Here is a 12,603-nt window from a genome sequence, read left to right on the forward strand (position 1 = left end):
CAGCGCACATTTCGTCCATTCGTAAACAAATGTCTGACGGGGCGTTCGCCCCGGTCAGGCAGTATTGACCCCGGTTACGTCAATGTAGCGCGCGATCCATGTCGGATCGACAGCCACAGGAGGACGCCGGTGTCTCAGACTTCACCCCGCTTGAATCTGCCCTTTCTGCAACCATCGCAGGCGCAGAAACACGTCACGCATAATGAGGCGTTGCGCCAACTGGACCTTGTTGTCCAGCTGACCCTGTCCTCTCTGAACGCGACCACACCGCCTCCAGCTCCGGCGCAGGGCGAAATCCACGCCCTCGGCACTTCACCAACCGGTGTCTGGGCCGGTGAGGCCGGGCGTCTGGCCGCGTGGATCGACAATGGCTGGTACTTCTTCAGCCCTGACACGGGATGGCGTGCATGGGATCGAAGCGCAGGGCGCGCCAAGGTTTGGGACGGTACAAGCTGGGCGGACGCACCTGCCAGCACTGAAAACCTGAGTGGTGTTGGGATTGCGACGTCATCAGACAGTACAAACCGCCTGTCTGTTCGGGGTCCGGCGACTTTGCTGTCCAACGACGGCGCGGGACATCAACTGAAAATCAACAAGGCCAACGCAGGCGAGACCGCCTCATTGCTGTTTCAATCGAACTGGACGGGCCACGCCGAGATGGGTTTGTCCGGCAGCACCGGCTTTTCCATCAAGGTATCTGCGGACGGTGGAAGCTGGACCGAGGCGTTGCGAATTGATCCTGCGTCCGGGCTGGTCGATGGCGCCGCTGTTCAGGCAAGCGCGGATGATACGACATCCGGTCGATTGATGCGCGCCGATTATGGCTATGGGCCGGGCAATGTACTGGGCTCCGTGGGGGAAAGCGGAGGAGTTCCAACCGGCGCTGTGATCGAACACGGCAGCAACGTAAACGGAGACTATGTCCGATTTGCCGACGGCACCCAGCTATGCACCGTTGCGGCAGGTTCTGTCACCTGCACAACCGGCGTTGGAGCGCTCTACGCCAGCCCATCAGCGGACTGGGATTTCCCGATTTCCTTTCTGTCCGGCAGTGCGCCTGTCATCAGCGGCAATGGCGGCGGCGTGTCCCGTTTTCTAGGCACCGAGACACCCTCCAGCACGAAGGTTACTTTTCAGGTGCTCTCGGCGGTTTCGGATGCAACTGCGCTGGCTCCTTCACTGGTCGCCGTGGGCCGCTGGTATTAAATCCCTGACCGCCCGGGCTTTGGGTCGGGCGGTTACCTGGCGCGCCGCGTAGCGGCGGGCTGTTTCAGAAACCAGTCATAGGTGTCGCGCAACCCTTGATCGAGGTCGATCTCAGCCGTCCAGCCCAATTCTGTGAGCCGCGATACATCCATGCGCTTTCGCATCGTCCCATCAGGTTTGCTGGCATCCTGAACTGTTTGGCCCTCGAACCCCGTAACGACGGCCATTTTTGAAGCCAGTTCAGTGATTGAGATGTCCTGACCAGTCCCGACGTTAATATGACTCAGCATGGGATGCGTCTGAGCGTCGTAAACATCACGCGGAAGATCCAGTACGAACAGAGCCGCATTTGCCATATCATTCACATGCATAAATTCTCGTCGCGGGCGGCCGCTGCCCCAGATGGTGACGGTATCGCAATTGTCGCGAACCGCCTCGTGGAAGCGTCGCATCAGCGCAGGCAGGACGTGGCTGTTTTCAGGATGGAAATTATCACCGGGCCCATACAGGTTAGTCGGCATGACCGAGCGGTAATCCACCCCATACTGGCGGTTATAACTTTCACACAGCTTGATGCCTGCGATCTTGGCAATGGCATAAGGCTCGTTCGTAGGCTCTAGAACACCGGTCAACAGCGCATCTTCCCGCATCGGTTGCTCTGCGTTGCGCGGGTAGATGCAAGAGCTACCTAACTGCAGAAGGCTTTGAACACCCGCTGAAAACGCCTGATGGATCACGTTGCATTCGATCATCATGTTTTCGTAGATGAACTCTGCCGGATAGGTGTTGTTGGCGAGAATACCTCCTACTTTTGCAGCAGCCAATATGACCGCATCGGGCTTTTCTTCCTGCATGAAGTCGCGGACACTGGCCTGATCAGACAAGTCCAGCTCCGTTCGGGTGCGTGTAATCAGGTCAATCGGCGCACCTGCCGACTTGCGCGCTTCTAGCTGGCGTAGGATCGCTGACCCGACCATGCCACGATGGCCCGCTATGTAGATCTTATGCACGCGTGCCTCTCAACCAGCTTCCAGACTGACTGGGGTTTCATAACCGTGCTGCTTCAGCAAAGCATGGCGCTTGGCAGTTGCCAGATCTTCGGCCACCATCTCGGCGCACATGTCCTGAACGGACCCCTGCGGTTCCCAGCCAAGTTTCTGTTTCGCCCTGGATGCATCGCCCAGCAAGCTATCCACTTCGGCGGGGCGGAAATAGCGGGGGTTGATCCGCATAACCACATCTCCGGTTTTCAAAGCAGGGGCGCGGTCGCCTTGAATATCCGCAACAACGGCGATTTCGTCCACGCCTTCGCCGGAAAACTCTAAAGACACTCCCAATTCCTGCGCCGACCACTCGATAAACTGACGTACCGAATGCTGAACCCCTGTTGCGATCACGAAATCTTCGGGCGCGTCTTGCTGCAACATCAACCATTGTACCTGCACATAATCTCGCGCATGGCCCCAATCCCGCAGGCTATCGATGTTTCCCATATACAGACAGGATTCGAGGCCCTGTGCGATATTGGCCAACCCGCGGGTGATTTTGCGGGTCACGAAGGTTTCGCCCCGGCGCGGGCTTTCGTGATTGAACAGGATACCGTTACAGGCATACATCCCATACGCTTCGCGGTAATTGACGGTGATCCAGTAGGAATACAGCTTGGCAACCGCGTAAGGTGAGCGTGGATGGAACGGGGTGCTTTCCCGCTGAGGCGTTTCGTGCACAAGCCCATACAGTTCAGAGGTCGATGCCTGATAAAATCGCGTCTTGCCTTCGAGACCCAGAAACCGGATGGCCTCCAGCAAGCGCAACGTCCCCAACGCATCCACATCAGCTGTGTATTCCGGGGCCTCAAAACTGACCGCCACATGGGACTGGGCTCCAAGATTATACACCTCATCCGGCTGCACTTCCTGCATCAGGCGGGTCAGATTTGATGTGTCGGCCAGATCGCCATAGTGAAGCTGCAGCTTGGGGTCCGGTTCGTGCGGGTCCTGATAGATGTGGTCAATGCGCTGGGTGTTGAAAGAGGATGCCCGCCGCTTGACACCATGCACCTCATACCCTTTTTCCAGCAGGAATTCCGCAAGATACGAGCCGTCTTGACCGGTGATCCCGGTAATGAGCGCTTTTTTGGTCATGCTATACCCCGACGGTTCACTTTTTCGGCCTTTCCTTCCACAAACAGCAAGACCCGAAGGATTGCAACCCGGCCCTTTTGTGCCCTCAATCTCGCAAAACGCGACGATTCTACCTGTCGTCTACAGTGCTGCCGTCCAAACTCGGTATCTGCCCTGCCCGGTGACTTCGCGTATCAAACCGCGCCGAGAGAACCTGTCCAGATTTCGCTGCACCGTGGCCCGGGACGCTTGTGTCAGTTTCTCGGCCAGAGGCGCTGACACCATTGGCCAACCTGTCAGCACATCAATTAACAAGGGCGGTGTCCTGCCGCTCAGGTCTTCGGTTGTCTGGCGCGCGTGCTTTTCCCACTGGCTGATGCGCTCCAGATGCAGCAGTGCCGCCAGTGAGGCCTGATTTGCGCCTCTGAACCAAGCCGAGAGTTTCTCTTCGGTTGAGCCCACCCCGCGCAAAGCCCCGGGTCCGGACAAGGCCAGCGGCATGAACATCGCCCCACCCCGCCCCATGCTGGCCGCGTGTCGAGCCGCGATAATGGCCGCTTCCGTGTCCTGCCCGATCCCGGGCGACAAGGCGCGCCATGCGTGAAATCCGACAGCGGCCTGTGTGGCCGGATGCAACCCGTCGCAGTTTTCCATCACCTCCGCCAAATCGGCGACGGCCTGGGGCACATCGTCCATCCCTTGCCCCTGCCTGTCCAGAAAGGCGGTCAGCCCGACCTCCCATCCCTCTTCGGACGGGGACATACCCGAGTTCAGACGCCGAACCGCCCAGCCCGCTCGAAACAGGGCCTGAACATCGTCCCCGGTGGACCCAATCCGAAGGCCGGTCCACAGGGCCAGCCGATCCACGCTGATGCGATCTCCGGTCCACCACCCCAGATCGGACACGTCCATCAAAGCCAAACGATGCGTCCACCCTGCGGGACCGGCCCGAAGTCGTTCGTCCAGCGCCCCGAAAACAACTGCCAATTCAGCCAGTTCGACCGACAACTCAGACTGGGCCGCGCGCCATTCGCGAGGGTCGAACAGCAGAGTCTGGGCAGGCTTGCGATTGGGGTTCAGAAAGTCCTGCGGCTCGTCTTCATCCTCGGGTGGCAGGAACCACAGGTCATCATCGTCCGGAGGATCGACGTCATAAATGCTGCGCGACCACTCGGCTTCGGACTCGTCATCCGAGTCTGGCACGACGTTTTTTGGCTTCATGCCGGGTATTCTTCGAAGAATCCCGGATGTTCACAAGAGGTTTTCGCCGTATTTCCGCTCAGCTTGCGAAAACGTTTGTCAAAATACCCAGTTCACCGTCGAGGTCCGTCTGGCCGTCATTGCCGATCAACATGTAGCCATAGCCGTCCTGAGCCCAGGTGGCCGTGGCAAGACCGCTCAGGATGGCACGGTTCACGTCCTTGTTCGGCGCGCCTGCGCCTTGCTTAATGATGCAAAACGCGAAGGGTTGCCCTTGTTCATCGGCAAAAACGATCTGAATCAGTGGCTTACCCTTGAATGACAGCACCTGTGCGCGCTTGAGGTCGAGCCCCGGCAACCCTTCCAGAGTGTCTCGGTTCAGCGACCGGCCAAGTTTTTCCTCGGCCTGCGCAAATTGTGCATCCAGCGCCGGGTTGGAATTGTCCAGCGACGCGATGGTTTCCGGGACATAGAGCGATTGATAGATCGCAGCCTGTGCAGCCCATCCCAGCTCTGCCGGGCGCGTTGCCCAGAATGTTGCGGACACCGCAATCACCCCAACCGATGCTGCCACTGCCAGCAAACGCCACGGGCTTGTCGATCCGCCTGCCCGGACGGGGGCAGGCAAATTGATTTGCGGGGCCTCGGCAGGCACATTTTCAAAGACTTGGCGGACCACCGGCGCAAACGGATCAAGCGCCATCAATCGAGCCTCAAGCTCGGTGTCTTCAGCCACAGCCTCTTCCAGCGCGCGGGCGCTGTCTTCGTCAAGGGTGCCTTCCAGATACGCAACAAGCGTTTCATCGGAAAACTTCATTTGCCACTCCGTCGAACGGTATCAGCGGCGTCCTGTTGAACAACCGCTTTCAGTTTTTGCCGGGCATTGGATAACCGGCTCATGATCGTGCCGATGGGAACTTCCAATAGGGCAGCCGTTTCGCGGTAGCTATATCCTTCGACAAACACAAGCATAACGGTCTCTCGCTGCGCCTCTGGCAGTTGCATCACTTGAGTAAACACCTCAGCGGCGAAAATATTCGTTTCCGCATCCGGGCCGGTGGCAATTAATTCGGCCTCGGGCGTGACAGACAGGGCCTGCGCCTTGCGCACCGAGCGCGCGCGCACCTCATTCAACCAGATCGAACGGCAGATCGTCATCAGCCAGCTGTCCAGTCGATCAAATGACGTCACCTGATGGTATTTTTCCAGAGCACGCACGCAGGTCGACTGTAACAGGTCATCCGCAACATCAGATGCCCCGGACAATGCCAGGGCAAACCGCCAGACCCGTTTCGAATGAGTCTGGATCGCAGTGCGTACCGCTTGTTCGGAAGTAATTTCAGCGACCATCGAATAAATCGCAACCCATCTGTGTTTGCTTTGTCATGGGCCGTGCCCACGCGGTCAGGATTTGCATATACTTTGGAGGAAAGAAATGAAACTTCTGCTCAAGGCAATCACGATTGCGTCGACAATTGTTGCAACACCGGTACTTGCAGCAAACTGGGAACTGAACTCGGATGCCTCGCATCTGGCGTATGGAACGGTCAAGATCGACGACATCGGCGAGGTCAATTCGTTCCGGAACCTGTCCGGGCACGTCAACCAGGACGGCCATGTCGAAATCGGAATAGAATTGTCGTCAGTGGAAACCAATATCGACATCCGCAACGAACGGATGATCGAACATGTGTTCCGCAAAGCGACCACAGCGAAATTGACGGCAGAGATTGATATGGAGGCTGTTTCATCGCTGGCAGTGGGCCAGTCCACCGTAGTTGAAGTAGACGCAAAGCTGTCTTTTGTCGGCACGGATGTTGATTTCTCCACCGGCATGTATGTTCTGCGCGTATCAGAAGATCAGGTGATGGTATCCACCAATGATATGGTCTTCATCAGCGCCGAAGATGCTGGCGTCACCGCTGGTGTGGACAAGTTGATGGAGTTGGCCCAACTGCCGGGAATTACCCGCACAGTCCCGGTCACGGCCCGGCTGATGTTCAATCTGAACGGTTAACTGGCTGGCTCGGACCTAGCGCTCGGCCATAAGATCAAGCAATTGATCCCGGGCGCGGGCGATATGAGCCTGCAAGACGGCACAGGCGGAATTTACCTCGCCCGCCTGTGCCAGGCGCAACAGTTCACGATGCTCCTTCCGGGCGGGTTCGCGTTGCTTCATCACGCTCAGATGCATGCGGACGTATCGATCCGACTGCAACGACACCTTATACAGCACTTCATTGGTCAGGCTTCGCCCGGCCGCTGCATAAAGAGCCGCATGGAACCGCTGGTTCAACGCGCCCCACTCGCCCACGTCATCGGCATCGTACGACGTCTCCATCTGATCAAGAATGCACTGACACGCGGTCAGGTCCACTGTCGTCATATTGGGGATCGAACGACGAAACAGGTCGACCTCAAGTAATATGCGTAAATCGAAAATCTCGGCAATTTCCGTGCGGGAATGCTGGCTGACAGTTGCGCCGCGGTTATTTGTAAGAACCACCAACCCTTCGGCGTCCAGCTTTTTCAACGCCTCGCGCACCGGCATACGCGAGACACCGTATTCCTCGGCCAGCGCTTCCTGGCGAATGACCTCGCCCGCCGCCAACTCGCCGCCCAAAATACGCTCGCGCAGATCATGGGCGATAACATCAGGAAGGCTTTGTCGGGCTATGATACGCGCGGCCAATGGAATTTCCGTCTTTGAATTTTGGATACAAATACCGACCCTGTCCCCGTTTTCCAACACTTAACCGGCCAGCTTTGGTTGAACATGGCGGCCAATCCCCGCTATCCCTTTTTCCAAACAGGTGCAGACAGGAGACAGCCAGATGAGCGCAACGGTCAGAATGACACCGGACGAAATGCACGACCTGTCGTTTCGGGTCCTGACCGCATCGGGTTTTGGGTCCGATCACGCGCACTCTATTGCGAGAATGCTGACCACCTGTCAGATGGACGATTGCCAGTCTCATGGCCTGTTTCGGTTGTTCATGTGTGCCCAGACTATGAAAGCAGGTCAGATTGATGGCCACGCGGTGCCCATTGTCGCGCCATCGGACAACGCCATCGTGCGGGTGGATGCCCGGGGTGGAATGTCGTTGCTGGCTTTCCAGCAAGGTTTGCCGGTTCTGATTGAAAAGGCCAAAACGCACGGAATCGCAGCCATGGCTGTCAATCGGTGCTACCATTTCTCGGCGCTCTGGCCCGAGGTCGAGCGTCTTTCGGCGGCCGGACTGGCAGCTATGACAATGGTGCCCAGCCATTCTTGGGTGGCACCTGCCGGAGGGATGCGAGGCAGCCTGGGCACCAACCCGCTGGCGTTCAGCTGGCCGCGTTACAATGCCGACCCGTTCACATTCGACTTTGCGACCAGCGCTTTTGCCCGTGGTGAGATCGAGCTGTATCGACGGGCCGGCAAACCCCTGCCCGACGGTGTTGCGATTGATGCGCAGGGCCATCCAACGACAGACCCGCAGGCGGCTTTGGATGGCGCGATGTTGACCTTTGGCGGATACAAAGGCTCGGCCCTGTCCATCATGATAGAGCTGTTGGCCGGGCCCCTGATCGATGACATGACCAGTCTCGAGAGCATGGCGTATGCGAAAGGTGACGGAAGCGCGCCGTTTCACGGTCAGATCGTTCTGGCCTTTGAGCCTGATCAATTCAGTGGCGGGCGTGGTGAGGACAATTCAGCGCGCGCAGAACGCCTGTTTGCGGACATTCTGGATCAAGGCGCGCGGCTTCCGTCGCAGCGCCGTTACGCTGCGCGGGCGCGCAATACGCGGCGTGGATATGCTGAAATATCCGCCCAACTACACGCCGATCTTCTGGCGCTTCTGGCCTAAACGCCCCAAGTGTCACTGAGCCTGTACCCTTGTGGCCAGGGATCATCCGGATCCAGCATGTGCTGATATGTGCCTGTGATCCAGCCGCGACCGCTGATCTCGGGGATAATCGCCTGCGCTTTGCCGACCCGCGTGGACCCCACGATCCTGCCGGTAAACCGCGAACCGATGATCGAAACGGCCTCGAATGTCTGCCCCGTTGCCAGGAGCCCTTTAGCCGCCATCAATGCCATTCGCGCTGACACGGCGGTGCCGGTGGGCGAACGATCAACCTTGCCGGGTTGGATTGCCACTGCGGATTTGCCCATCAGACCGGATTTTGTGTGCTGCAGCGGCCCACAAAAGGCGCAGAAAGAGATATGGTTCCAGTCCGGAAGGTCCGGATGCACGAAGCCAATCTGAGCATTTGCCGCCTTCGATATGGTGACCCCAAGACGGGCAATGTCCCGGGCCTCGTGCTCGGCTATCTCCAAACCAAGCGCTGCGGCATCGACCACAACAAAACTGTCTCCGCCAAAGGCCGTATCGACCGTCAAGGTGCCAAGCCCCGGCACGTCAACCGGGGTGCCCAAGCGATCCGCAAAACTGGGCAGATTTTGCACATGGATGCGCTCGGCCTTGCCGTTTCGGCACTCGGCTCGGATTCGCACCAACCCTCCCGGAGCCTCGAGAGTCAGATGTGTTTCCGGTTCGCGCATCGAGATGATGCCACAATCCAAAAGCACAGTTGCAACGCAAATCGAGTTTGACCCAGACATCGGCGGCGTGTCTTCAGGTTCCATTATGATGAACGCCGCGTCGGCTCTGGGGTCTTTGGGCGGGACCAGCAGATTGACATGCCGGAACACTCCGCCCCGCGGTTCATTCAGAACAAAGTTGCGCAGGGTCTGGTCGCGGGCAATGAAGGCGCGTTGCTCCCACAATGTATCGCCGGGAGGGGGTTGGACCCCGCCAACGATCACATCCCCCACCTCGCCTTCTGCGTGGGCTGACACAATGTGGACGGTTTTAGAACTGCGCATGGATGCTCCTCAGAACCGGCTGGCGGAAAAGGGCTGCAGGGAAATCGGTGGTGTTTGCCGATCAATCAATGCGGCCACCAACTCGGCGGTTCCGGCGGATTGGGTGAGGCCCAGGTGGCCATGGCCAAACGCATAGATCACTTCGGGCAACCGTTCCGAGGCCGCAATAACCGGGATGCTGTCCGGCAGGGACGGTCGGTGCCCCATCCATTGCGTGCCGCCTTCGGTCTTCAACCCCGGCATGAATTGTCTTGCCTTGTTCAATAATGTCTCGGCGCGTTTGAAGTTCGGCGGCAAAGTCAGACCACCCAACTCAACCGCTCCGCCGACGCGTACGCCTCCGTTGATGCGGCTGGCCACAAATCCGTGCCCCGAGAACGTAAGGTGCGTACGCAAGTCAAACGCTCCTCGCGGAAGGGTCGTGTTGTATCCCCGTTCGGTATCCAGCGGGATGTGGTCACCCAAAGTCCGGGCAAGATGATGCGACCACGCGCCCGCCGCCAGAACGACACGGGCAGCATCCAGGCTGTCTCCCTGCGACAGCACCCGAACCCCGGCAGCAAGAGGCTTGATGGCCAGCACCTCTTGCCGTTCGATCCGGCCGCCACGGTCGCGAAAATTCTGCGCCAGATGTTGACACCAAAGCTTGGGATCGAGGGTGTTCAGCCAATTCGGTGTAAACCCTGCATGGGTAAACCGGGAGCTCAGACCGGGTTGCCGTTCAGCGATCGCGGCGGGGTCGGTGAGGAGTTCGAAAGGAATTCCATGTGCGCGGCGAAGGGTCCATGCGGGCAGACTGGCGCGGAATTCCGCTTCGCTTTCGTATAGCTGCATTTGCCCGTCGCGCTGTATCAGGTGTTCGCCCGAAATCCGGGGAAGCAAGCGATCCAATGCGGCCTTGGAAAAGTCCATTAGGTCGGCCTGCGCGCCAAGCAATTCCGCGTAGCGCTTCGGACGGCTGGCCTTCCAGAACCGAAGCATCCAAGGAGCGATCCTTATTGCGTAAGAGGGCGGAATAGACAGCGGACCCAAAGGGTCCAACAGCCATTTCGGCGCTTTGCGCAGGATACCCGGCGTGGCCAACGGCTCGACTTCCGCGAAGGCAAACGCCCCGGCATTACCCACCGAACAGCGGGCGGCAACGCCATCGCGGTCGAGGATGAGCACAGAGTGACCGCGTCGCTGCAGTTCCAAAGCCGTCGTAAGCCCGATTACCCCAGCCCCGATCACAATGATCTGGTCGCTCACGTTTCAATCCCGAGGCGAAACGGATCCTCCGGCGCGAAATAAAGCGTTGCTTCGGCGAAGATATAGGCCTGCCCCTTGATCGACGGGACGACCCCACCCCTTGGCCCGGGCTCAAACGAAAGGCGATAAGAACTGCCGATGACACTTTCCTGAACAATCTCGTCGCCCGGCAAAAGGTCCCCGTCCGCCGCCAGACACGCAAGTCGGGCCGAGCTTCCGGTGCCACAGGGCGAGCGGTCATAATTATCATCAGGACAAAGGGTAAAATTCCGACTGTGCACGCCTTCGGTGTCCGAGCTTCCCTGAAAGATCACGTGATCAATCGGTTCGCCCTTTTCTCCGCCGATCCCCTGCGCGATCGAGGCCTGACGGATGGCAATAGCCGCATCGGTCAGGGCGTCGATATTGCCCGGCTCTACTTGTATCGGACTGGGGTCGACGATGAAAAACCAATTGCCGCCATAGGCAACATCGCCTGTCACTGCGCCATAATTGGGGACGTCCAGAGTGATGGCCTTATGCACCCGTCGGCTCTCGATATTCTTCACCGTCACGGTGTTTGGATCGTGCAGGACTATTGTCACCACACCGGCAGGCGTTTCGATCCGGTGGGTCCCCAAGCCGATCCGGCCCAGATGCGCCAGAGTGACCGCAAGGCCGATGGTTCCGTGGCCGCACATGCCAAGGACTGCATCGACATCAAAGAAAATGACGCCGGTCACGCAGGTTGGATCAATGGGTTCAACCAGCAACGCGCCGACCATTGCGGGTTGCCCGCGCGGCTCCAACATGACCGAGCGATAAAACTGCCTGTGCTCGGTTGCCAAAGACTGCGCGCGCTGTTGCAACGTCCCGGACCCAAGGTCTGGCGCGCCATTCAGAATGACGCGCGTCGGCTCACCGCCCGTATGGCTATCGATTACATGCATTCAGCGATGACACCACCTTGTTTAGACCAGTCCGCAAACCATGCACCGAACAGAGCATATTGCTGTTCGCAGTAGATTCGCTGCGCATCCGTCAGTTTATCCGTTTCGTTGAAATGCAGACGGTATTCATCCTCTCCGTTCAACACCAGAAGATGCTTGTAATAGAGCACCAGATCCGGGCCTTCGTCAAAGCTGGACAAGACATGAATGGCCTCGGTCAATTCTTGGGCGCGCCGACGGGCCTCGGCATGTCCTTTCGCCGCTTTCCTAGACAGCTCGGCCAGCAGCAGCGCTTCGCGGGGCAGAGCCGTACCAATACCGGTGATTGATCCGGTTGCACCACAATTGACGAACCCATGGTAAACCTCAGTGTCCACGCCCACCATCAAGGTCACCTGGTCATCCTGGCTGGTGATGTTTTCGGCGGCATAGCGCAGATCGGCAGCCCCGCCGAACTCCTTGAAGCCGATCAGATTGGGATGCGCGGCTCTTAGGTCGAAAAACAATTCGGCGCGGGTCGAAAAGCCATAATGTGGGCTGTTGTAGATGACCGCAGGCACCTGTGGTGCGGCGCCCAGAATGGCATTGAAGTGGTTGCGTTGCGCAATCGCAGAGCTGCCGCGTGACAGCACCCGTGGTATCACCATCAGACCAACAGCCCCGACCTTTTGTGCATGTGCGGCATGAGCCACTGCGGATTTCGTGTTGATCGCTCCGGTACCGACAACGACGGGCAGGCCCGCTTCAACCAGACGCGAGACCCCTTCCATGCGCTGTTCATCACTCAGCAATGGCCAATCCCCCATCGATCCACAATAGACCACGGCAGACATGCCTGCATCGATCATCTCGCGACCCTTTCGAACCAGCGCATCGAAATCAGGTTGTCGCTGCGGGGTGCAGGGTGTCATCAGGGCGGGCATTGTACCCGAGAATATGTTGGTTGGCATCGGCTGCTCCTTTAACGGCAGAACTTAGGCGATCTTTGTCGTTGCGGTGTGCCTAAAGGATATTGGATACAAAA

General features: G+C 58.4%; 13 protein-coding genes. 3 read left to right on the forward strand and 10 right to left on the reverse strand.

Annotated elements, in window-relative coordinates; genetic code table 11:
• Window positions 1-129 precede the first annotated feature (129 nt).
• Window positions 130-1,206 carry a DUF2793 domain-containing protein gene (locus tag ACR0K4_RS12940; protein WP_480854304.1) on the forward strand — a complete coding sequence of 359 codons (1,077 nt, stop codon included), beginning with the start codon at window positions 130-132 and terminating at the stop codon, window positions 1,204-1,206.
• A gap of 32 nt (window positions 1,207-1,238) precedes the next feature.
• On the opposite strand, the gene fcl is transcribed toward ACR0K4_RS12940, so the two are convergent.
• The 5 genes from fcl to ACR0K4_RS12965 form a co-directional block, all read right to left on the reverse strand.
• Window positions 1,239-2,216, reverse strand: coding sequence for a GDP-L-fucose synthase (gene fcl, locus ACR0K4_RS12945; protein ID WP_480854305.1), 978 nt, complete (start codon window positions 2,214-2,216; stop codon window positions 1,239-1,241).
• Window positions 2,217-2,225: 9 nt separating this feature from the next.
• Complete coding sequence (gene gmd / locus ACR0K4_RS12950; protein ID WP_480854306.1) at window positions 2,226-3,350, reverse strand: GDP-mannose 4,6-dehydratase; 1,125 nt, start codon at window positions 3,348-3,350, stop codon at window positions 2,226-2,228.
• Window positions 3,351-3,470: 120 nt separating this feature from the next.
• Window positions 3,471-4,550, reverse strand: coding sequence for a helix-turn-helix domain-containing protein (locus tag ACR0K4_RS12955; protein WP_480854307.1), 1,080 nt, complete (start codon window positions 4,548-4,550; stop codon window positions 3,471-3,473).
• Between the two features lie 58 nt (window positions 4,551-4,608).
• Window positions 4,609-5,346 carry an anti-sigma factor family protein gene (locus ACR0K4_RS12960; RefSeq protein WP_480518878.1) on the reverse strand — a complete coding sequence of 246 codons (738 nt, stop codon included), beginning with the start codon at window positions 5,344-5,346 and terminating at the stop codon, window positions 4,609-4,611.
• Entirely contained in the window at window positions 5,343-5,879 is a 537-nt protein-coding gene (locus ACR0K4_RS12965; RefSeq protein ID WP_480518880.1) for an RNA polymerase sigma factor, read from the reverse strand. The genes ACR0K4_RS12960 and ACR0K4_RS12965 overlap by 4 nt, the downstream gene beginning before the upstream one ends.
• A gap of 85 nt (window positions 5,880-5,964) precedes the next feature.
• Between ACR0K4_RS12965 and ACR0K4_RS12970 the strand changes: the two genes are divergently transcribed.
• Entirely contained in the window at window positions 5,965-6,546 is a 582-nt protein-coding gene (locus ACR0K4_RS12970; RefSeq protein WP_480518882.1) for a YceI family protein, read from the forward strand.
• A 15-nt stretch (window positions 6,547-6,561) separates the two neighbouring features.
• Here the strand turns inward: ACR0K4_RS12970 and ACR0K4_RS12975 are convergent, their stop codons facing one another.
• Window positions 6,562-7,221, reverse strand: coding sequence for a GntR family transcriptional regulator (locus tag ACR0K4_RS12975; RefSeq protein ID WP_480518884.1), 660 nt, complete (start codon window positions 7,219-7,221; stop codon window positions 6,562-6,564).
• A gap of 142 nt (window positions 7,222-7,363) precedes the next feature.
• Here ACR0K4_RS12975 and ACR0K4_RS12980 point away from each other — a divergent pair, with 142 nt between their 5' ends.
• Entirely contained in the window at window positions 7,364-8,380 is a 1,017-nt protein-coding gene (locus ACR0K4_RS12980; RefSeq protein WP_480854309.1) for an Ldh family oxidoreductase, read from the forward strand.
• Here ACR0K4_RS12980 and ACR0K4_RS12985 read toward each other — a convergent pair.
• The 4 genes from ACR0K4_RS12985 to ACR0K4_RS13000 are packed head-to-tail and all read right to left on the reverse strand — an operon-like array spanning window position 8,377 to window position 12,529.
• A complete protein-coding gene (locus tag ACR0K4_RS12985) occupies window positions 8,377-9,402 on the reverse strand; it encodes a trans-3-hydroxy-L-proline dehydratase (protein ID WP_480854311.1) in 1,026 nt (341 codons plus the stop codon). The genes ACR0K4_RS12980 and ACR0K4_RS12985 overlap by 4 nt on opposite strands.
• Before the next feature lie 9 nt (window positions 9,403-9,411).
• Window positions 9,412-10,650: an NAD(P)/FAD-dependent oxidoreductase gene (locus tag ACR0K4_RS12990; protein ID WP_480854312.1), complete on the reverse strand. Its 1,239-nt coding sequence runs from the start codon at window positions 10,648-10,650 to the stop codon at window positions 9,412-9,414.
• Window positions 10,647-11,579: a 4-hydroxyproline epimerase gene (locus ACR0K4_RS12995; protein ID WP_480854314.1), complete on the reverse strand. Its 933-nt coding sequence runs from the start codon at window positions 11,577-11,579 to the stop codon at window positions 10,647-10,649. Before ACR0K4_RS12995 ends, ACR0K4_RS12990 begins: the two co-directional genes overlap by 4 nt.
• Entirely contained in the window at window positions 11,570-12,529 is a 960-nt protein-coding gene (locus tag ACR0K4_RS13000) for a dihydrodipicolinate synthase family protein (RefSeq protein WP_480854315.1), read from the reverse strand. The genes ACR0K4_RS12995 and ACR0K4_RS13000 overlap by 10 nt, the downstream gene beginning before the upstream one ends.
• Window positions 12,530-12,603 lie beyond the last annotated feature (74 nt).

The sequence above is a fragment of the Ruegeria sp. K11 genome, assembly GCF_056531905.1.